This is a genomic window from Marinobacter flavimaris (assembly GCF_002933295.1).
In the GTDB taxonomy this organism is placed as follows: domain Bacteria; phylum Pseudomonadota; class Gammaproteobacteria; order Pseudomonadales; family Oleiphilaceae; genus Marinobacter; species Marinobacter flavimaris.
In genome coordinates this window covers 192,479-213,715 of sequence record NZ_PSSW01000008.1, presented here as the reverse complement: position 1 = coordinate 213,715, position 21,237 = coordinate 192,479, and the positions used below count along the sequence as shown (strand labels likewise).

The window sequence follows — 21,237 nt, the reverse complement described above, 5'->3', positions numbered from 1 at the left end:
TTTAGAGAGGAATCAAACAATCCAACATAAGGGGCCGGCCATTGCGACTTATCAGGGTATGCAAGGCTTCCAGTTGTGGGGCAATAGCTCGTTGATGGCGTTGTTTTTCTGCGTCGGCAGGCGGGTCAACAAATCCTTCAGATAGGCATAGGGGTCATGACCATTCAGCTTTGCAGACTGGATCAGTGTCATGATCGCAGCCGCACGCTGACCACTACGTAGTGACCCCGCGAACAGCCAGTTGGAACGGCCTAGCGCCCAGGGCCGGATCTGGTTTTCCACCCAGTTATTGTCGATGGGCACAGCACCATCGTCCAGGTAGCGCGTCAGCGCTTCCCACCGTTTGAGGCTGTAATCCAACGCTTTGGCCGTGCCAGAACCATCCAGCACCTTCTGGCGATGCGCGAGCATCCACTGATGCAGTGCCTCAGCAAGGGGTTTGGCTTTGGTTTGCCGGATTTCCCGTCGCTTATCCGGCGGCAGGTCTTTGGATTCTCGCTCGATCTCGTAAAGCCCGCCGATGTATTTCAGGGCCTTGGCTGCCAACTCGCTCTTGTTGGCTTCGTGCAGGTCGTAGAACTTGCGCCGGGCGTGGGCCATACAGCCGATTTCAGTGATGCCGTTGCCGAACCCGGCCTTGTAACCGGCGTAATCGTCACAGACCAGTTTTCCCTGCCAGTCACCCAGGAAGGTGCGGGCGTGTTCACCCGCCCGGCTGGGTGCGAAGTCGTAAACGGTGGCTTTCAGGTCCGAGAACGGTGTGGTGCAGTAGGCCCAGACGTAGGCCTTGTGGGTCTTTTTCTTGCCCGGGGCCAGCATGCTGACCGGGGTTTCATCGGCATGCAGAACGTTGTGTTCCAGCAAGGTGTTTCGCAGTGCATCCGCCAGGGGTTGCAACTGCACACCGCAGGCACCCACCCATTCGGCCAGGGTGGAGCGAGGGATTTCCAGGCCAGCGCGACCGAAGATGCGCTCCTGACGGTACAGCGGCAGATGGTCCGCGTATTTGGCCACCAGCACCTGAGCCAGCAGGCCGGCGGTGGGGATACCCTTGTCGATCACCTGCGGTGGTACCGGTGCCTGGACCAGGGTCTCGCACTTTTCGCAGGCCCACTTGCCTCGGATGTGGCGCTCCACGGTGAACTCGCCCGGTACGTAGTCCAGCTTTTCGCTGATGTCTTCGCCAATGCGCTTGAGCTGACAGCCGCACTGGCACTGAGTATTGTCCGGTTCGTGGTGGATCAGGGTGCGGGGCAGTTCCGGTGGCAGCGGGGTGCGCTTAGGCTTCTGTTTGGGCCGGGCAGCCTTCTGCTCCTCGGTCATCGCCTGGTCCAGCTCGGCTTCGATGGCGGCCAGGTCGCTGTCGATCAGTTCGTCCAGCAGTTTCCCCTGAACCGCATCGAGTTGTTCACTACGACGGGCGTACTTGTGACGCTTGAGGATGGCGACTTCATGGGTCAGCTTCTCGATGATAGCGTTGCTGCGCACCAACGCCCGTTCCTTCCGGTCCAAGACTTGATCATTGGCGTCCAGAGAGTCCATCAGTTCCGTCGCCAGGGCACGGAGCTGATCGGCAGAGAGTTGGTTGATGTCGGGGCGCTGAGTCATGCCGCCTAGTATGCCAAGTCCCTGTGCGGCAAGCGATTCGCGGTTCTGGCTATAGCGGCATCACGACACTTGTGGTTACAGGATGGAGATGACGCCTTCCGCACCAAGGCGTTGCCAGGGCAGGCCCTGAACCAGGGCGGACAACTGTTCCTCGGTCAGGCGCAGTTGCTCACCGCGCCAGGTTTCGCCCCAGTGGAATTTGCCCCGGTTCAGCCGGCGGGCACACAGCCAGATGCCGAGTCCATCGTGGATCAGCACCTTCATCCGGTTGCCCCGTTTGTTGGCGAACAGGTAGGCGCAATGGGGTTTGGCTGAACCGAACACCTGAATTACCCGGGCCAGGGCCTTGTCGGGCCCCGCCCGCATATCCAGCGGTTCGGTGGCCAGCCAGATCTCGTCGATGCGGATCATCCCAGCAGATCCCGCAACAGGGCAGCACATTGATGCGCCTGCTCCGCAGGCCACTCCACCACGACCGAGCCACCGGCGCGGGGAATCTCGATGCGGATGGTGCTACGCTTGTCTGGAACTGATTGGTTGCTCGGTGCAGAGGTTGCCGCTGGGAGAGCGACCGACACAAACCCCGATCTTTTCGGCGCTCGTCGCGCTTCATTAATCCAGCGCCGAACCATGTTGGTGTTGAGCCCATTCTCCAAAGAAATCCGGGAAACAGAAGCTCCAGGTTCTAGGCACTCAGCAACGATGTCGGCTTTGAACTCAGGAGAAAAGCGGCGACGCTTCTGATAGGGCTTGGTTGCGCTTACGTTGTTCATGTTAAGTGTCCACTAGAAAATAAGTGGACACTATCCTGACGGCGGCAGCGCCAGGATCAAGATGGGATCACCAGACGGTTACGGTATCACGGTCAAGAGCCGGATTTTTTCACACAATACGCAGCACTTAAACGGGGTCAGGGTAAGCTTTAAAGCAGCAGTCTTAGGATAGGACAAAATGGGAGCGAAGGTCCGCTTTTGTTTATCAGAGGAGAGTCGACATTCTTGGTTTGCTCATCTGAGTCTGAAAATAACCCAAGCACTAGCCCGGACGAAATGGAAATGAATCAGCAATACGATTCACCGACAAACTAATGAAATGGTTCTCACTGCTCCAAAAAGGGAGCCGCTGGCCGATAACCCACTCAAAGAATTAAATGGAAGCCTAGAGCAAGTATTCCTTAACGTAGAGGACCGCACCTACTAAGCATGAGACCAGAAACATGTTCCAAATTAATTTAGCGTCTTCAACAAGAGAATCTGGTTTCTCGGTAGACTCCGGCATGGGCGTTTTTTTATTGAGCCGAATTTTTACGCCGCGCGACGAAGGCGATCCCCAGACAGAGCTATCTGAACCGGAAACTGGCTTGTACACGTCTGTCGCCCGGTCTCCCGACCCGTAATCGCGCTTGTTCAAGTTGCTTCCAATCAACCAACCGAGAATCGCGCCAGGGACTGTCCCTATGATGGCACCTCCGAATCCCGCAATACCGGTGAAGGAGCCTAAAATCGCTCCAATCAGCGCCCAGCCCCAAGCGAACGACTTACGTCGTGAAACGGGATCGCCCCTCATCTGCCAATCTCGGTAATAGCGGGACCCTATAAAAAGAATTACAACCACTACAATAAATGTGAGCATCTTTCCTCCTTGAACTCCGATTAATCTGGTTCCCTATATCAAATAAAAGTGGTCAATCTACCGCATCACTATCCAGCAGATTAGCAGACAACAGACTACTCGGCAGTAACCCCCTTCACTGTTCAAACGCTACAGAAACTCGGCAGAATGGGGGTTCGCTTTCGTTTAGTATCACGAATCATTAGGCTTGTCTTGTAACCGACTTAGGCGGCGGGCTCACACCATTCATCGTGTTGGAGCAGCTCGGTCCGGTGCTTCGGTAGTTACTACATCCCCAGAATTCACCGTATTGGCCATGCCGTTTTTTCATTGGAGCGCCACAAACGGAACAAAGCGGGGTCCAGGTTCGGCAGGCTTCGTTAATACAGATCTTATAACCACCCTGCTTCTTCATCGCGCTGCCACATGACGGACATCCCGGGTCCGTGTTTGTGCACAGGGGGTAGTTCGAGCAACCAAAAAACGTTGAAGCACCCGAGAATCTCGGCACCATGCTCCCCGATTTGCAGGTTGGACATGGCAATTCAGTGGCATTTAGCTGGTGATTGGATGTGTGGAACTCATCCAGCTCCACTGAATAGTCCTCCTTGATCAATTCTTTAACGAAGACCGATGCCACACTCATATCTGTGATTAAGTAGGCGCGATGACGAGCGCGCGTCAATGCAACATAAAAGAGCCTGCGCTCTTCAGCAAATTCGTATGGCTCTTCTGGTGGAAGCAATGCATTCAATAACGGATGGGTTTCTTTTGCTGAGGGGAATCCGTGTGCACCTACATCGAACCCCGTTATTATCACGTAGTCTGCTTCTTTGCCCTTGGAAGCATGGAAGGTGAGGCGTTCTATATCCAGTTTTGGAAACTTCCGTTTGAGGACCCTCAGGACGGAGCTATCGGGTAGCCGGAACCAAAACCTCGCCAGCACATAAACACTCGCCCTACCGTCGACCCGATCGGAAATCGCCTGGCATACCTCTTCCAGTTCAGTAACGTCGCGCTTCTCAGATTTGCCGCGGCGGAGCAATGACACGGCTGGCTGAGAAACGACCGTGTGAGTTGTCAGTCGCTTATTCACTTGTGCAGGGTTTTTTGTGACAAACTTTGAGGCGACATCCGAAATTTGGTTGTTGAATCGAAAAGTCTTGTCCAACGATGTTGTTTTCGTTGGCCCGAACTCTTTTTTGAATCCTGTGGTGAGCGTTACGTCGCTCCCCGTAAAGCGGTAGATCGCCTGCCAATCATCACCCACGCAAAACACTGAACAGTTCGCTGTTCTGTCCCGCAGTGCTTTCACCAATCTTGCTCGAGGACGGGAGATATCTTGGAACTCATCGACTAAAATGTAACGCCATGACGGTTTAAAACGGCCAGATTCCGCATAGTCGATTGCTTTGCCAATCATGTCGTTAAAATCGATGCTCTCGCTTGCTTGGAGATCTGCTTCGTAGTGTTCCAAGACAGGCTTCAATAGTTCCATGGCCGCAATGAACTGCCCCGGGTTTGAGACGCGATTGGCGCGGGTCTTTACCTCATCCCAGGTCTCATGGCTCCCCTTAAATGCGCCGACCAACTGGCTCATTAGCCGGGAGAATTCGGTGATCTCACCCCTCTCCTTGAGAGTTTCAAGAATCGCCTCATTGGGTAGCGGATCAAACCTCACTCCGAGCGCAGATAGCTTCTTCTCAAGTTCACTGAGCAAACACCCCTCACTTCGTTCGTATGAATAGGTCTCGACCAGCGTTGTCTGATTATTCTTGTGCAAATCTCGCTTCCAGCGAATGCTTTCATGATACTGATTCGCATCCACATACGGTGCTGTCGAACCGTCGCGCCCGATTCCAAAGTGTTCCAAGTAAATGTCGTACTCGGGCAAATAGAAGTCCGGTAAGTAAGCTCGGAAGTCAGGTGTCCGTGTCGGGGCCGCCGTGTAAGGGGCTTCGTATTGATACTCAACTCCCATCTGGAACAGCCAATTGGCGATAAGCGCCTCTTCCAGGCTTTTTACATTCTCTCCTTTTAGGGAGTAGATCTTGTTCGCCCGGATGTACTCGAAGTAGTCTCCCTCCGAGGAAAAATCAAAACAGTTTTTTTCAGGGTATAAGTGGTCCGAAAAATAACGCACTACCTGATTTTGATAGTTCTTATCCTCCAGAAGCAATTTGAGCCAATCATCGACCGCCTTCGCCAGAGTATTATCATCCTCAGCCAATTTGCTGATCTGCGGCTTCCCACCTTCGACATCCCCAATGATTTTCAACCCGAGAGAGTGGAAGGTAGCGGCTTTCACTTGGGCTCCAGGGATCTTCTCCGCAATTCGTTCTTCCATTTCCTCTGCTGCTTTGCGCCCAAACGCCAGCATTAGAATGTCGCTATCTCCTGCCCTCCCACTTTCAAGAAGATAGGCTGCCCGTCCGATCATTGTGCTTGTCTTACCGGTCCCTGCACCTGCGAGTACCAGGTTGTTGTCCTCATCAATGACGCAGGCTTCACGTTGCTTAATGGTGAGAGGGTTCGATTCTACTGAGTCGAATAAACCTTTGTATCGATTCAACTCTGCGCTTAGAAAGTCGTCTCGCACTTGCTGAATGACAATTGGATCCGACTCCGCCCACTGTCGAAGCCTTTCAAACGGCTCAGCCTGATCTGGAGGCAAATCAATATCGTCGGGAGGCAGTATTAAACGGTTTCTCTGTGAATCGGCAAAGTGTGCAATTGCATTTGCGTGGCTTGTTCGAAGATAACCAGCTTTCTTAACCAATAAGAGGATTTTGGACAGTGCAGCCTCGGCTCGAGCACCATGAAGGTCCAACAGTCGGGAAAGAATTTCCCCCCTTAGTTTTCGACCACTGGCTTTGTTGAGCCAGGATATGGTTTCTTGATGGCTGCCCACCGCGAATTGAATTTTTGAGAACAGTACGCCCTTACTGATAACAGGAGAGGAGGAAATATCATTCCAGCGAATCAGCCGTTCAGGCTGTTGCTTGTTCCGTAATACAACTCCCAGCTCTGTAACTGTTAGCTTGAGCGGAGTCCCTCCGAACAGCTTCAGGAACCAAACCTGACGAAAAACGCTCATTTAAAATTCCTTGTCGACCGTCCTTGGCTCCCGCTCCAGAACGCAGATTCAAAACACCACTCTCGCCATTCTACAAATGAGACAGGTAACATATTGACCTCCCTCAATTGCCGGCAGCTCTAAAACATTACCTGATTGATGATCAGCTAGTCTGCGCTGAGAATAACGAGATCAACTAGTGAATCAGAGATTCAGAGCTTGCTCCACCCTGTAATTCGACAGTCAGATAGCTGAACCGGGTAAAAAAGTTACTTTGCTATCACATGGATCTTAATCCCTGAGCTATAGGTGATTGAGTTAGATCTGATCACAATAATTGTGATTATTTGGGAGCATGAGACCGCTGCTTGCTTCAGCAAGCAGCAGCAAAACGGAACTAATCGGACTGCGTTTCTAGCTCAAAGGTACCGATGGTTCGAGTCAGGAATAAAGCCAGTTCATCCGCCTTTTCCTCTAGCCCGACAATCATAATATCTCTTCCACCCTCACGAACTCTGTCACGCGACACCATTGTCAAAAACCACCCTGATGCATGACGCGTTACTGTAGCAAAAGTCGCCATGGGGACCCCATTGTAAGAGGATGGGATTTTTGTCGGAGACGTTGTGATCGAAAGTGATAGGCCTTTCCAGTGGTTCTTCGGCAATAGAGTGTGGAGCCGAGCCTCGCTCTGACGAATTGCTTCTTCCAGCAAGTTCGAGTCCAAAGTTCTTGCCGAACACCGTTTCTGACTAGCATTCAATGCGTTAGTAATTTTATCGAAATTTAGTACATTGATTTTCAAAATTTGTTTACCAGCTTTCCGCTGATACTAATAACCTCATTAAAAACAGTCAATTACAATTCTAGTATAATCCAGATTCAACTGTTAATTAGTGTAAAAGTTGCGAAACGGGCGCATTGATTTCTCCATTCGCCACCTCTGTGACGACCTCTGCGCGGACTTGTTTGAACAATTCCATAAGCTGATCTGCTATCCAGGGAAGCGTACTGTTCGTCGACTCGATTTCTGATGGCGATGAGTTTGTCCATGCTTCATGGGTCTCTCGTGTTTCTCGGTTTAGCATAACAAAGCCCCCTAGACTGGGAGCTATTCGGTTTGGCCGCTTCGCGGAAATTAAACCAGTTGCTGCTTCATCAGCTCTGAGTGTTTTTTTTCTGCCTTTTCTCGGCAGGCCTTCTCGAGTCCGTTCTGCTTATTTTTCATCGTCCGGGTCAACATATAAAACGCCTGACGCTCGGCAATGTAAAACTGGAACACCTCTTCCTCTGTGAAGGCCTTATCCAGAGGCTTGCCGCGCTCTTTCGCGATGACTCGCATCCGCATCAGGTTTTCGTTGTTGATGTCTTCAAACCGACCCTCTTCTCAAGCCTTGGCGGCAGTATCCGGCTCAGCGACCTCTACATGGGGCATTTTTACCTTTTTGCGCATCTTCGGCTTGTATCCATGAGCGCCCCGAATGACGCCAATGAACTCGCCAACCTTCCGGCCTGAAATGAAGCCGTCGTGCGAAAAATACTTCTGGTCGTCCTTACTGCTTCTCTTGATGACCGCCGTGCCTCCCATCAAGCCAAGGCTTTGGTTCCGTCGAAACGCGGCGTCAATCTCCTGCATCTGCTGCTCGATCCATTTTTCCGCGTGCTGGATGTTCTCGGCGCTGAAGGCTGGCTCGCCGTCTTCGTTGGCGATGGTAGACATATGAGCCTCTGCCGACTCATAAACCGGAAACTCGACCAGCTTCTCCATTTCTGTCTGAAATAGTTTTCGGGGTCTACCCTTATATTCAACCGTATCGAAGCAGACACAACGCGTTTTAAATATCCGGACAATAGTGCCCGCATCTCCCAATCGTAAAAGCATATCTCACCTCTTTTGTTATTATTATTTTGTATACTTAACTTTATTATATAACCATTTATTTAATTTGATAACAGGAAAACTATTTTTTCACTTAATTAATTATTTTACGCTACGAATATTGTGAGTTCAGAAAGGCATAATTGTTTGTCGCGCTCTGTTTAATCATGTTCTGAAATTCGATCGATTTTTAAACTGCTGAGCATTTTTGAAAAGCAGCAATAAAATGGAGGGCGGCGCTTGATCCGGTTAGGAACGACCCATGCTCTGGGTTATGCCTCTGCCGTCGTTCCTGATCCCTTTTAGGGCCAGCTCGATACTAGGACCGAAAGGATGAACAGGAAGGCGAGCCCGTCTTGCTGATGCAGTTTGACGAACTTTCTGCATTCTTACTTGTTCCATTTGTGCCCAACAAAATGTCGGTGTACTGGATTAAACCTTCGAGGTGGCTGTCGCAATGGTTGCCGCTCATGGGAGCGGCGGTACGGGGGTCAATCTCATTCAACATCAACCTCCTCTTCGCGGGGGGTTTAAACTCAGGGGTTCCGCACCCCCCGGGGAGTTAAAGGGGCGGGGCCACTACCGCGCAGCGCGGGCGTTTAATCGAACATCTTATGCCCCAGCCACCCACTTCGGCTGGAGTCTTTGTTTGCCTATTGTTCAAGCGCCATATCGTTGTCGAGGGTCTTGCCACTTCGTACGATGGTCGGCCTAATCCATTCCCGATGCTCATCCAAAATGCCGTCTGAGATGTCCTTTTTCAGCGCTTCCAGCTCTTTCGGGTCATACTCATCACCTTCGGGCTCATTCACGTCATAGCAGGCGCTTCCGACTTCGTCTCGAACCTTTTCCATGCCCTTAGGGATTTCGCCATCACATGTGATGATTGGCTCCCCTGGGCTCACTTTACCAACGCCAAACAGAAGAAAAAGTATATCCATGACGAGCTTGAAGATTATACGGTGCATCATGTCTTCATAGCGTTGCTTCCCAGTCTTAAATAGCTGATCAAACCCGAACCCCGCATAGTGCACGCCGTTTCGGTGATATAGCCGCACCCGCAATTTGGTCTTCTTGATTGCATAGACCTGGATCTTGTTGAGCGGCTGGTATGCATCAACCCGCATATAGCTCTGATCAACGGGCTCCGGAAGGCCCAGGGCGGCGTTGTGTTTTGCTGGGTGGTATTCGATGCCCTCTCTCTTGATAAGGTTCTGCCAAGTCAGACGCTTGGGCATGACTTTCGATCCAGATATCCAGGCGGCTGAGCCGTGGGCCTTGTAGCTGATGCCCTCAGGCTCTCCGGCTTTATTTGTGCGGATTTTGATGTCAACACCATGGGATTTTAATGAGTCAACCAGCTCGGCCATATCGTTCGGTTTTGCGTCGTTCCATGTTGCCTTGACCCTGGCACGGATCACGGCGGCCCAGTCCTTTTTGGGGCCTTCCAGTTGAGCTTGGAGGGCCGTTTGGCGGTCGCCGCCGAGGTATTTGAATTCCTCCTTGCTTAGGTCCTTGCCCCAGCTGTCCTCAGGGTTTGCGACGATTTGCAGGCCGTATTTCTTTTCGAGCCTGCGCATGCACTCCATGCCCTTCTCGTAGTCGTTGCTGTCGTCTACCAGGGGGCCGCCTTTCTCCATGCGAACCCTGCACGTTAGAACGTGTGCATGCTGATTTTCCGTCTCGTTGTGAGTGAACCCACAAAACTTGGTAAATTCGTCATATCCGAGTGCCTCCATATATTCTGTGATGACATCCTGCCATTGCTCGGGGGTGAGAGTTTCACCGGGGGCGAGGCTGATGATGTAATGCCCGAACAGTTTCTCGCCCTTGCCGTTGTGGAATGAGGCGGCGGCTTCGAATTCATTGTTGAGGTCCGTCCAGTCGTATGCCATCGGCTTGTTCTTTTTTGGCTCTTGCTCTTCATCTTCCGAGCCGTTGGCATCGGTTTCGCCATCTATGGCAGTTGAATTGCCACGCTTGGCAGTTCGCTCTGAGACCATGCGACCGATGTCGTCAATGCTTCCGAAGACCTTGGGCATGGGCTGGCCTTTTTCGAGCGGTACCGGTTCGGACATCGTTGTGCCGGGGATAAACTGCAACTTCTCGACTTTGTGCTCGTGCCCGCCCCCCAGGGCGTAGTTCAGGCGGGGGGCTGGGCTGCTTCCGAATGGTTTCTTTTTGTGGATCATTTGCGGGCCCGTTTTTTATTGTTGTTTAGGGCTTGGTTGAGTAGCTGCGCGAGACGCTTGCATTCTTTCTCGCTCTGGACAGCTTGCCTGTGCCACTGCTCATTGTACGGCTCACCCTCTGCGACCAGCTCCCGCATGATCTGCGAGTTTTTGGCCAGCTTTTGGATGTTCATCATGTCGCCGGGGGTTATCGCAAGATTTGCGGATAATCGCTTCCGAACCAGATGGCCCAGCATCGGACTGATGTTTTTGAAGCCGAAATCTTTCGCCGCCTGCTTCAACTGTTTCGCCTCGCCTTCCGTGACCCAGATCTTCAACTGGACGGTCTTGCGGTCTTCGGGGCGTTTTGGTGGGCGTCCGCCTCTGTTCGGTCGCTTCTTTTGTTCCTGTGTATTTTGTTGCATATTGCACCCTTTGTTGTTTTTATTATATGGGTTTGTATATTGAGAGCGCAGAACCCGCCAGGGTTTGAGCATCCAGCGTTTTCTGAGACCGGCGAGCCCCGCAGGGGATTGTCGGGCTACGAAAACATAGCTGGCAACCGCTCTTCTCTCTTCATCTTTTTCCGGTCCGCAATACTCCCGGAGAAGTTCTCCGGACCTATTTATATTGTCGGATATTTAGCGCTGTACAACGCATAGTCGCAGCGGTAAAAGATTAAGCTAAAAAAGCTGTTCATATTTTTGTTACGGTGTTTAGGAAGCTGTCGCCGCGCGCTGTGTGACGCGTCATTGTTGGTGCCATGATGAGTTACGGAGAGTGTAGCGATGTTGTTTGTCCGGTTCAGTTGCTGCTTTATTTTTGCGAAAAATATTCTTTTTGCTGCATACTGCTCAGCTTACATCTGCGTAAAATATCTTAGCGCAAGAATATGAACGTTTTTGAATTCCCCCGGAATCATTGAGAGGCCACGCCAATGGCGGAGCGACAGAAAGCCAACGGACGCCCAAGAATGTCGGCTTTGGAGAAAGCAAAAAGTCGGGCGGCGCGGGACTATCGACACTATTTGCATACCTTCACCGAAGAGTTTGAGGACGAGGTTGAGCGGAAGCGTGTCCAATTTTCGGAGTCAAGCGAACGCATGGGACGCCCTCCCCTGTCATTGAAAGACCATCAAGAAAAGGCGCGCATCCGCTGGGACGAGTCTTGGGCTGAATATGTGAAGCAATGCGAGCGGGATGGGGTTGAGCCAGAGAGCCCCAAACACCTTGGACGATTCAAGGCAAAAGACAAGGCGGGACGTAGAGGTCATGACCGGGTCCTCTATTTACTCAAATACATCAGGCAGCAACAACGGAAAGCGAACGACGCTGAGCAGGTTCCGGACGAGGAATATGAGAAGGCCCTGCGACAGACCAGAGGCAGGACACCAATGCCGAAGACTCAGAAGGTTCAGCACTATCGAGAGAAGGCCGAGAAGGCGAAGCAGGAAGTGCTGGAGATCGTTGCGAACCTCCCACGCTCTGAACAACTCTATTACAAAATTTATGACCTGAAGGTCGACAGACGCCAGACTCGGATGTGCATCAACAAGCCCGACAATTCTCAAGCCGTTGCACTGGGTCTTTCTGCGGAGCAGGCCCTGCATAAAATCAAAGAACTCGACGCCCAGATCAATGCACTGGAAGCCGAGCGCGCTGAAGCATTAAGGAAAGAGAAGCGGAAGAAAAAACAGAGCCGGAAAAAAATGACTCCGAACGAAGCCTCAGAGAAACCCCGCGAAGTTATCCAGACCGCGTTCGATGTCGCCGCAGGCCAAAACGTCGAACCAGACCAGGACGAGCTGGAAGACCTGCAACGCAGAACGGAAAGGCTCGATGAGCTACTCAAAGAAGCACGAGTAAAACAACTTCGAAAGAAAATCGAAGAACAGGAGCGGGCGCTTCGTGAGCTGGGGATTGATCCGGATCAGGTCGTGAACGGCTGACCCTGTTTTTTGAATGGGCTCGCCCCTGCCGGGGCGAAAACCTGACCAGTGGCTTATTTCATCAATACTCTGATTTTTTCCTCTTTCTGTATGTAGTTCAGCTCGGCAAAACGCCGACGAGACTCTTCCTGCTCATATTTGTGCCACTCCCCGACGTCGTCCAGCTTTATATCGGTGATTTTTTCGGCAAAGTATTTATATATTTTTTGCTCAAGTGATGAGGAGATGCTGACCAAGTCGGAAGGCAGCGAGACGGCGCTCCATTAATCGCTCCCAGATGCTCAATTCGTAGTCTCTGCGCTTAAGGAACCATGAAGCAAGGAATGACAGGATGGCACCACCAAAACCACCGGCAAGAGTGAATACTGCGCTCGCGTGTTCTGTAAGGAACTCAGACACCTAGATCTCCTTCCATGGGTTGGCCACACCAAAGGTTAGCACGGGTGTTAACTTTCGGAGCGCTCCATAGCCTCCTCGAAAATCTGCTCAATCACATCATCAAGCTCCGGATGTCCTTCAATCCAGCACGAAATGACCGGACCACTTCGCTTATGCTTCACATCCTCAATCCAGATGCGGACATTGTGTTTGTCAGCAAAATCCTGAACAGCCGCTAGGCCTTGGCGATAATCGGAGACCTCTTGGGGAGCCAGCTTGGAGAGATAAAGGCGGGTGAGAGCTTTTTGCATGTTACCCCCCCAAAATCATTTTGGAAAGTGGTGCTCGGAGCGGGACTTGAACCCGCACAGCCTATGGCCGAGGCATTTTAAGTGCCTTGTGTCTACCAATTCCACCACCCGAGCGTGTGTCTATCAATCCCTGATGTTCAAAAGTATACAAAAAGTTGTTGTGTCATATGCGTGTCAGACCTTTCTATTATTCCCTTTGAAATGGCCGCAACCACATTGTTTTACCTGTTTTTTTAAATTCTCACTCTGGAGCTTTTAAGTCTCTTGTGTCTACCAATTTCACCACCGGAGCATTCGGGGGAGGTTTTGACGGGCAGAATTGTATAAGTCTGCGTGGGGTAACGCAATTCGGATTCTGCCCGCACTATCAGGCTGCCGGGGTGGTCTCTAGCGGGTTGATCGCCCTGCCCTTATAAATGTATCCCGCGATTTTCGGGGCCTTGGGGATGTAGAGGTTTTCCAGCTCCTGGATTTCAAAGCCGGCGTGACGGATCAGGTCTGCGATGTGTCGGTTCAGGTGGCAGCCACCGGCCAGCTTTTTCCAGCCCGGGGTAATGCGGTTTTGCCATTTCCTCGTGTCATCGTGGGGCGATTCGCCGTGTTCCAGGAACAGGAGTTCACCGCCGGGTTTGAGCACTCGGCGCATCTGTTGAAGGGCGGCGTTCCAGTCGGGGATCGTGCACAGCGTGAAGGTCAGCAGGACGGTGTCCACGGAGTTGTCGTCCAGAGGGATTTTCTCCCCGGGCAGATCCAGCCATTCAACCTTTATTGGAGTTTTGGCGAGGTTGGGCTGGGCCTTTCTACGCATGCCTTCTGAGGGCTCCAGGCCGTACACCATATCGACATTATTGGCATTGTAGAATTCCATATTGATGGCCGAGCCCATGCCCACTTCCAGAACCACACCTTTGGCATGGGGAACCACCTGGCTACGAAGTTTCATCACCTGGCCCATTGAGCAAGCCCGGTCTATGATGTGAGGCAGTATTCTGTCTTCGTAAAAGCTCATCGGCATCACCATAATTGCTTTAAATCAAGGGTGCGACAATCGGCCCTATCGAAACTGCTACCTTATTTAGTAGCATAATAACCATCTGCCGGTAATAACAATATAACAATCAGAGCTAAGGCAGCGGCTGAACGGGTTCGCTGGGCCCGTTTGTTATGATGTGATCGTTACCGGAGGGTTCCCATGGAACTTGATCCTCTCATCCTATCGCGAATCCAGTTCGCGTTCGTGGTGTCATTTCACGCCATTTTTCCGGTGTTTACCATCGGCCTCGCTTCCTACATCGCGGTACTCGAAGGCCTGGCCTTCAAAACCGAGAATCCTTTGTGGGTGAAGCTCTCTGCCTTCTGGACCAAGGTGTTTGCCGTGGTGTTTGGCATGGGGGTGGTATCAGGCATCGTGATGTCGTTCCAGTTTGGTACCAACTGGAGTAACTTCGCCCAGGCCTCTGCCAATTTCCTTGGCCCAATCCTGAGTTATGAGGTGGTCACGGCGTTCTTCCTTGAGGCGGCGTTCCTCGGCGTGCTCCTGTTTGGTCGCGACAAGGTGCCTGCTGGTGTCCACCTGTTTGCCGCTATCATGGTTGCCACCGGCACCTTCATTTCGTCGTTCTGGATTCTTTCGGCGAACAGCTGGATGCAGACTCCGGCCGGCACCGAACTTCGCGACGGCGTGTTCTACGTCACCTCCTGGAGCGAGGCGATCTTCAATCCCTCATTCCCCTATCGCTTCGCCCACATGGCACTGGCTTCTTTCCTTACCGGCGGCTTTGTCGTGGCCGGCGTGAGCGCCTGGTACCTGCTGCGCGGTCGCGAGGTTGAGGCCAACAAGAAAGCACTGTCCATGTGCCTCTGGCTGTTGCTGTTCATTGCGCCCGCCCAGGCAGTTCTGGGGGATTTCCACGGCCTGAACACTCTGGAGCACCAGCCGACCAAAGTCGCGGCCATGGAAGGTAACTGGGAGACCTCCCGTAACGTGCCGTTGCTGCTATTTGCCATTCCCGATCAGGAAAACCAGCGCAACCTGTTTGAGATTGGCATTCCCAGCCTGGCCAGTTTCATTCTCACCCACGAATGGGACGGTGAAGTGCCGGGTGTAAGCGCGGTTCCTGTTGACGAGCAACCACCCGTCGCAATCGTGTTCTGGTCGTTCCGTATCATGGTGGGCATTGGCCTTCTGATGATCGCCTTCGCGGTTACCGGCCTGGTTCTGCGTGCCGGCGGTAGATACTGGCGCACCAACTGGTTCCTTCAGGGTATGCGCTTTATGAGCATTGCCCCCTTCTTTGCAGTGCTGACCGGCTGGTTTGTGACCGAGGTGGGTCGCGCGCCCTGGCTGGTGTACGGCCAGATGACACAGGCACAGGCATTGACTCCCTCTCTGACGGGCGGCATGGCATTGTTCACACTCATCGGCTATATCGTTGTGTACGCTCTGGTGTTCTCTGCCGGCGTGTATTACCTGATGCGCGTGCTTTATGTGGGTCTCGAAGACCACGATGAAGACGAGCACGAGGCCGAACGGCCGAAGCGTCCGTTCTCCGCCGCACACGTGCCTTTCGAAATCGATCACGACTCCGGCGATACTGTTGGTACTGCCAAGCCCGTAAACCAGGGAGGTCACTGATTATGGAACTGTTTGATCTGCCTCTTATCTGGGCATTCATTATTGGCTTCGGCATCATCATGTATGTGCTGATGGACGGCTTCGATCTGGGCGTCGGGATTCTCTTCCCCTTCGCCCCGAACGAGGAAGCCCGAGACACCATGATGAACTCGGTGGCGCCGGTGTGGGACGGCAACGAAACCTGGCTGGTGCTGGGTGGTGCCGGGCTCCTTGCCGCGTTCCCGATGGTGTATTCCATCTTCCTGCCGGCACTGTACATCGGTGTGTTCCTGCTGCTGGCCGGGCTGATCTTCCGGGGCGTGGCGTTTGAGTTCCGATTCAAGGCCCGTACCTCCCGCTATCTGTGGAACTGGGCTTTCGCGGGCGGTTCAACCGTTGCGTCCTTCGCACAGGGCGCTGTCGTCGGCGCCTATATCCAGGGTTTCGAAACCGCCAACGGCGTTTATGTGGGCGGCGCGCTGGACTGGCTTACGCCATTCACCGTTCTCACGGGCCTCGGAATGCTGGCCGGCTACTCCCTGCTGGGTTCCACCTGGCTGATCATGAAAACAGAGGGTTACCTGCAGCAGTGGGCCTACAAGATCACCCTGCCGTTGCTGCTGGCGGTGCTGGTTGTCTTTGGCATCATTGGAGTCTGGACGCCGTTCGTGGACGAAATGGTCCGTGAGCGCTGGTTCTCTAACCTGAGTATCATCTGGGTTCTGCCAGTCCTGACCCTGCTTTGTGCTATTCAGATCTACCGTTCGGTACGTGATCGCCGGGACGGCATGCCGTTTGTGGCTACCATGGGGCTGTTCATCACCACCTATCTGGGTCTGGTGGTCAGCCGCTGGCCCTACGTGGTTCCCCCGGAATACACGCTCTGGGAAGCCGCGTCCGCCTACGAGTCCCAGCTGTTCCTGCTGTTGGGCCTGCTGTTCGTGATCCCGATCGTGCTGGTGTACACCGCCTGGACCTACTGGGTCTTCCGCGGCAAGGTGCGCGCCGGAGAGGGATACCACTGAGTGGCGGAGCCACTGGCCAATGATGGCGGGGGAGGTTCCCCCGCCACTGACCAGAAAGCCGTAAAAGGCTGGCTCGCGCAGCTTGCCCTCGGCAATCGCCTCTGGATCCGCAGTGCTGTTGCTGCGGGCACAGTGGCCGGTATAGCGACCATCATCCAGATGGTTTTGTTGGCCCGGATAATTCATCTGGGCGTGATTGACGAGGTCCCTATCGCGGACCTCACTCCACTCTTCCTTGGGCTCATTCTCGCACTGGTGGTTCGGGCACTTGGCCAGGGCTTTCAGACGCGTTTTGCTGCCCGTTGCAGCGAACAGGTACGGCGGGATGCCAGGCGTCAGCTACACAAACACTGGCAGGCCACCGGCCCGGTAGAGCTGGGCCAATCCTCCGCAGGCACCCTTGCCCGGGAATGGATTGACCACGTGGAAGCACTGCACGGTTATTTCGCCCGTTTTCTGCCGCAAATGACGCTGTCGATGATCGTGCCCCTGCTGATCCTCGTTCTCGTGTTCTGGCTGGACTGGCTGGCCGGTATTTTCCTGCTGTTGTCTGCCCCTCTGATTCCTCTGTTCATGGCGCTGGTGGGCATGGGCGCGGAAAAACTTAACCAACAGCACTTCGAGACCATCAGCCGGCTCTCCGGACAGTTTCTGGACAAGGTGCGCGGGCTAACCACCCTCCAGTTGTTTGGCCAGACGACGGGTGCTGCAGAACTCATTCGCAAACGGTCCGATCACTATCGGCGCGTTACCATGAAAACGCTGCGGATTGCGTTTCTCTCGTCCGCGGTTCTGGAGTTCTTTGCCTCAGTGGCCATTGCCGTTATCGCCATTTACATCGGTTTTGGTTTGCTGGGCTACATCACCTATGGCCCGTCCGAAGATCTCACGCTGTTTTCCGGGCTTCTGATTCTGTTGCTGGCCCCGGAGTTCTTCCAGCCCTTACGGACGCTGTCACAGCATTATCATGATCGCGCAGCGGCTATGGGTGCGGGCACAGAAATTCTTGAACGGCTTGGTTCGCCAGCGCACTTCGAAACGTCCACGGATAGCAAACCGGTGGCGGGCTCGGATGATCGCATCGAGTTGCGGTCCGTCAGTAAACGCTTTCGGTCGGATCAGCCCGTGATTCAGGATCTGTCGCTGACCATCCAAAAAGGCGAAGTAATTGCCCTCACCGGCCCCTCGGGTGGCGGCAAGTCCACCCTGCTGCATCTGCTGGCCGGTTTTATGGCACCGGATACCGGTGAACTCCACCTGTTTGGCGAATCGGCGGGAAGTTTCCGGTTCGGCTGGCTGGGGCAGAAAGGCTTCCTGGTTCAGGGTACCTGGGCCGATAACCTCAGACTGACTACGCCAGATGCCTCCGATATTGCCATTGAAACCGCCCTGCGCAATGTCGGCCTTGGTTCCCTGCTGGACAGTCGGCAACAGGGCATCTACAGCCCGGTATCTGAGGAGGGCCAGGGCCTCTCCGGCGGACAGGCGCGGCGGCTGAGCCTGGCACGTATTTTCCTGGCGGATTATGACCTGATTCTGCTGGATGAACCCACCGCGGGCCTCGACAGCGACAGTGAGGTGTTTGTGCTGGAGGCTCTGCACAAATTGGCGGTAGCCGGCAAAACCCTGATCTTCTCCACCCATCACCAGGCGTTGCTCACATTGGCAAACCGGGTTCTGCTGGTCTCCGGCGGGGAGGTTCGCGATGCGTGAACTGAAACCGTGGCTGGAGCTGATCTTAAAGCGGCCCGGACGCCTGGTGGTCGGTGGTTTTCTGATTCTCGCTACCCTGCTCTCCGGCATCGCGCTGTTGGCTGTGTCTGGCTGGTTCCTTACTAAAACGGCGCTGGTGGGATTGCTCCTGGCTGCCGGGGTGGCGGCCACTATCAACCTTTACGTGCCCGGTGGCGCTATCCGGTTTTTCGCTGTTTCCCGAACAGTGTTCCGGTATCTGGAACGGGTATATAACCACGATACGGTTCTGAGACTGCTTACAGATATTCGCGTGAACCTGTTCTCTCGGCTGTCCCGCGCCACGCGCGTACGGCGGGGAGAGCTGAGTGGCGCCCAGTGGCTCTCGCGCCTGACCAGCGATGTCGATGCCCTTGATACCCTGTACCTCCGGTTGATCGCGCCTACGGCTTTGGCTGGCCTGGTAACACTCCTGGTGGTGGTGCTGGCAGCCATTCTGTTTGATGTTGGAACCGCTATACTGGTGGGCCTGCTGCTTGTGATTGCCCTGGCGGTCGCGACGGTTGGTGTTTACCTCAGAACCTGGCAACTTGCGGCCCGGCAAAGCGACCGGCAGGAAGAATTGCGAACGGCGGTCATTGAACATATTGAAGGTTTCTCAGAACTAACTGCGGCCGGTCGCACTGGCAAACATGCTGCCTGGCTTATGCGCCAGGCCCATCAGGTAACCTCAGAGCAGGCAAAAACGGATACCCGCGTGGGCTGGCACCTGGCCGGAACCCATCTGCTGGTAAATCTCTCTGCGGTCCTGGCGCTCTGGGCGGGTTTTACCCTGTTCCAGGCGGGCACGCTATCCGGGCCTGTGCTGGTTTTACTGCCCATTGCTCTGCTCGGACTGGCTGAGGTCTATGCCATGCTGCCTGATGCCTTTGGCAAGCTCGGAGCCACCATCGCTTCCGCGGCGCGCCTGAACCGCGATTGCCGCGAAGAGGAACGGCAGGCTGTCAACGAAAAGCAAGAATTGCCGCCGGAAACCGCGCTTCTTGCAGACAACATTGCGGTGAAGCACGCCGGTTACGCGCCGCTGTTCACGCGCTTCAATCTTGAGATTGAGGATGGCAAACGCATCGGTATTCTGGGCCACTCCGGCAGCGGAAAATCTTCACTCGCCGATGTGCTAGCCGGCCTTTTGCCGGTTGCTCAGGGAAGCCTGGCGCGGAGGGATTGCGTTTACCTGACCCAGAAAACCGTGCTGTTTGAAGACACGTTGCGGGCCAACCTGTTACTGGGCTCTCCGGAGGCTTCGGACACGGAACTCTGGAGCATGCTGGAGCAGATGGAACTGGCTGAGCGCTTCGCTACCGAACCGGACCAACTCGATACCTGGCTGGGCAGCGCCGGAAGCAGGCTCTCAGGTGGTGAGGCTCGACGAGTGGCGCTGGCACGGGTGTTACTGAACCCAGCTCCCCTGGTCATACTGGATGAGCCGTTCACTGGCCTGGATGCCGAGACCCGGTCGAGGATAGCAAAACGGATGGAATCGCTTCTGGAAGGGAAAACCGTGGTCAGTCTCGCACACGGGTCGGATGCCCTTCCGGGCACCGACCGTGTGATCTACCTGAGTGGTTAGCGGGTTTCGAGAACCTCAAAGGTCAGTCCCGCTTTGCTGGTAAGCCTGTCCATCAGCTTGCCATCCAGCAGAGAAGACGGTGTCCAGAACCCACCCGGCTGATCCGCCGGAATATCGAACGCCAGGCACATGCCCGCTTCGCCCAACATCTTGCCGGTGGAACCGTAGCCCGGATCCTGATCGCCGGTCACTTTGGTGATGATGGTCTTGCCGTCCTCGGTGCGACCAACAAAGCGCAGATCATAAAAACCGGCTTTCTGGGCTTCGGGGCTTGGGCCCTCGCCCGGCTGAGGGACAAACTTCTCCACCAGCCAGCGAGTCGGTTTGATGGCCGAGGCGGTAAAGAACGCCGCCAGGCCGCCGGTGATCGCATAAGCAGCAAGCCGACCCTTGGTGCCACGACCGGTCATCATGGCTTCATCGTAGGTGAATTCCTTGCCGTACCGCGCGTTCTGCATGGCATTGGAGCGATGCACCACCCGTGTATTGATGGCGCCCATCACGAAGGGAGCAAGCCAGGCGTTGAACGTCTTATCAAACTCGGCGCCCTTGAGGCTGGGCTGCCGGGTCTTGGAGCGATGTTCCGGCGGACAGATGGAAAACGGGTTGGCCAGCTCCTTGCGCAGCTTCGGATCCGCCGCCGCTTCCTTCGCCACATTCATCATGGAGGCAACCGTACCGCCGGAGAACTCGCCCTTGGCGGTCTTGACCCGCATGCGGACATCCTGGCACGGCATTCCGAACGTCTGCTCCGCCTGATTCTGCAGGAACCAGACGCCCATATCAGAGGGAATCGAATCGAAACCGCAACAGTGAACAATGCGCGCTCCAGAGGTTTTCGCCTCCGCCTCGTAACGCTCCACCATCTTGCGAATCCATTGAACTTCGCCGGTGAGATCGCAATAGTCCGTGCCAGTCTGTACGCAAGCCTTGACCAGCGGCTCGCCGTAAAGCGCATAAGGGCCGACCGTGGATATAATCACGCGGGTCTGCTCACACATGGACTTGAGGGCTGCATCGTCGGCGGCATCGGCAAGAATCACCGGCAGATCCCTGGCCTTGTCGCCAAGGCTGCTTTTCAGTGTGTTGAGCTTGCTCTCGGAGCGTCCGGCAATCGCCCATTTTACCGATTGGCCTACACCGTAGGTCTCGAGCAAGTAACGGGTAAGAATCTGGCCGACGAAGCTGGTGGCACCGAACACCACCAGATCATGGGCTGTTTCTGCGGATTTGGTCATTGCTCTTCCTTAGTAAACAGTGATGACAACAGAAATTGATAACGAATCAATGGTAT

At 54.2% G+C, this 21,237-nt stretch carries 18 protein-coding genes and 1 tRNA gene; 5 read left to right on the top strand and 14 right to left on the bottom strand.

Annotation, left to right across the window (positions count from 1 at the left end; all coding sequences use genetic code 11):
* Positions 1–51: 51 nt before the first annotated feature.
* The 9 genes from tnpC to MDHKLMBL_RS15285 form a co-directional block, all read right to left on the bottom strand.
* Positions 52–1,608 carry an IS66 family transposase gene (tnpC, locus tag MDHKLMBL_RS15330; protein WP_104271297.1) on the bottom strand — a complete coding sequence of 519 codons (1,557 nt, stop codon included), beginning with the start codon at positions 1,606–1,608 and terminating at the stop codon, positions 52–54.
* A 75-nt stretch (positions 1,609–1,683) separates the two neighbouring features.
* A complete protein-coding gene (gene tnpB / locus MDHKLMBL_RS15325) occupies positions 1,684–2,019 on the bottom strand; it encodes an IS66 family insertion sequence element accessory protein TnpB (protein WP_158254288.1) in 336 nt (111 codons plus the stop codon).
* Positions 2,016–2,381: an IS66-like element accessory protein TnpA gene (gene tnpA, locus MDHKLMBL_RS15320; RefSeq protein WP_104271293.1), complete on the bottom strand. Its 366-nt coding sequence runs from the start codon at positions 2,379–2,381 to the stop codon at positions 2,016–2,018. The genes tnpB and tnpA overlap by 4 nt, the downstream gene beginning before the upstream one ends.
* Before the next feature lie 385 nt (positions 2,382–2,766).
* Entirely contained in the window at positions 2,767–3,240 is a 474-nt protein-coding gene (locus tag MDHKLMBL_RS15315) for a glycine zipper domain-containing protein (RefSeq protein ID WP_104271291.1), read from the bottom strand.
* Between the two features lie 181 nt (positions 3,241–3,421).
* On the bottom strand, positions 3,422–6,316 hold the full coding sequence (locus tag MDHKLMBL_RS15310; protein ID WP_104271289.1) for a UvrD-helicase domain-containing protein: 2,895 nt from the start codon (positions 6,314–6,316) through the stop codon (positions 3,422–3,424).
* 1,117 nt (positions 6,317–7,433) lie between these two features.
* Positions 7,434–7,643, bottom strand: a complete 210-nt coding sequence (locus MDHKLMBL_RS15305) for a hypothetical protein (protein WP_104271287.1) — start codon at positions 7,641–7,643, stop codon at positions 7,434–7,436.
* Between the two features lie 39 nt (positions 7,644–7,682).
* Positions 7,683–8,063: a hypothetical protein gene (locus MDHKLMBL_RS15300; RefSeq protein WP_146083422.1), complete on the bottom strand. Its 381-nt coding sequence runs from the start codon at positions 8,061–8,063 to the stop codon at positions 7,683–7,685.
* Between the two features lie 764 nt (positions 8,064–8,827).
* Positions 8,828–10,366: a relaxase/mobilization nuclease domain-containing protein gene (locus MDHKLMBL_RS15290; RefSeq protein ID WP_104271281.1), complete on the bottom strand. Its 1,539-nt coding sequence runs from the start codon at positions 10,364–10,366 to the stop codon at positions 8,828–8,830.
* On the bottom strand, positions 10,363–10,842 hold the full coding sequence (locus MDHKLMBL_RS15285; RefSeq protein ID WP_146083421.1) for a hypothetical protein: 480 nt from the start codon (positions 10,840–10,842) through the stop codon (positions 10,363–10,365). The genes MDHKLMBL_RS15290 and MDHKLMBL_RS15285 overlap by 4 nt, the downstream gene beginning before the upstream one ends.
* Positions 10,843–11,282: 440 nt before the next feature.
* Between MDHKLMBL_RS15285 and MDHKLMBL_RS15280 the strand changes: the two genes are divergently transcribed.
* Complete coding sequence (locus tag MDHKLMBL_RS15280; RefSeq protein ID WP_146083420.1) at positions 11,283–12,293, top strand: hypothetical protein; 1,011 nt, start codon at positions 11,283–11,285, stop codon at positions 12,291–12,293.
* Positions 12,294–12,503: 210 nt separating this feature from the next.
* On the opposite strand, the gene MDHKLMBL_RS20830 is transcribed toward MDHKLMBL_RS15280, so the two are convergent.
* The 4 genes from MDHKLMBL_RS20830 to MDHKLMBL_RS15260 form a co-directional block, all read right to left on the bottom strand.
* The gene (locus MDHKLMBL_RS20830; RefSeq protein WP_146083419.1) at positions 12,504–12,692 is read right to left on the bottom strand and encodes a hypothetical protein; all 189 of its coding nucleotides are present in this window, start codon (positions 12,690–12,692) and stop codon (positions 12,504–12,506) included.
* 47 nt (positions 12,693–12,739) lie between these two features.
* Positions 12,740–12,982, bottom strand: a complete 243-nt coding sequence (locus MDHKLMBL_RS15270) for a hypothetical protein (RefSeq protein WP_104271273.1) — start codon at positions 12,980–12,982, stop codon at positions 12,740–12,742.
* A gap of 28 nt (positions 12,983–13,010) precedes the next feature.
* A tRNA-Leu gene (locus tag MDHKLMBL_RS15265) sits at positions 13,011–13,096 on the bottom strand.
* A gap of 253 nt (positions 13,097–13,349) precedes the next feature.
* Positions 13,350–13,991 (bottom strand): class I SAM-dependent methyltransferase, encoded by a 642-nt coding sequence (locus MDHKLMBL_RS15260; RefSeq protein ID WP_104271271.1) that lies wholly within the window; start codon positions 13,989–13,991, stop codon positions 13,350–13,352.
* 183 nt (positions 13,992–14,174) lie between these two features.
* Between MDHKLMBL_RS15260 and MDHKLMBL_RS15255 the strand changes: the two genes are divergently transcribed.
* Genes MDHKLMBL_RS15255 through cydC form a run of 4 tightly spaced genes read left to right on the top strand, consistent with a single transcriptional unit; the run spans position 14,175 to position 19,943 of the window.
* Positions 14,175–15,617, top strand: coding sequence for a cytochrome ubiquinol oxidase subunit I (locus MDHKLMBL_RS15255; RefSeq protein WP_053115337.1), 1,443 nt, complete (start codon positions 14,175–14,177; stop codon positions 15,615–15,617).
* Between the two features lie 2 nt (positions 15,618–15,619).
* Positions 15,620–16,621 carry a cytochrome d ubiquinol oxidase subunit II gene (gene cydB / locus MDHKLMBL_RS15250; RefSeq protein WP_014577124.1) on the top strand — a complete coding sequence of 334 codons (1,002 nt, stop codon included), beginning with the start codon at positions 15,620–15,622 and terminating at the stop codon, positions 16,619–16,621.
* Complete coding sequence (gene cydD / locus MDHKLMBL_RS15245; protein ID WP_104271269.1) at positions 16,622–18,334, top strand: thiol reductant ABC exporter subunit CydD; 1,713 nt, start codon at positions 16,622–16,624, stop codon at positions 18,332–18,334.
* Positions 18,327–19,943, top strand: coding sequence for a thiol reductant ABC exporter subunit CydC (gene cydC / locus MDHKLMBL_RS15240; protein ID WP_062784267.1), 1,617 nt, complete (start codon positions 18,327–18,329; stop codon positions 19,941–19,943). Before cydD ends, cydC begins: the two co-directional genes overlap by 8 nt.
* Here cydC and MDHKLMBL_RS15235 read toward each other — a convergent pair.
* Positions 19,940–21,181 carry a saccharopine dehydrogenase family protein gene (locus MDHKLMBL_RS15235; protein WP_014577127.1) on the bottom strand — a complete coding sequence of 414 codons (1,242 nt, stop codon included), beginning with the start codon at positions 21,179–21,181 and terminating at the stop codon, positions 19,940–19,942. The genes cydC and MDHKLMBL_RS15235 overlap by 4 nt on opposite strands.
* Between the last annotated feature and the right edge of the window lie 56 nt (positions 21,182–21,237).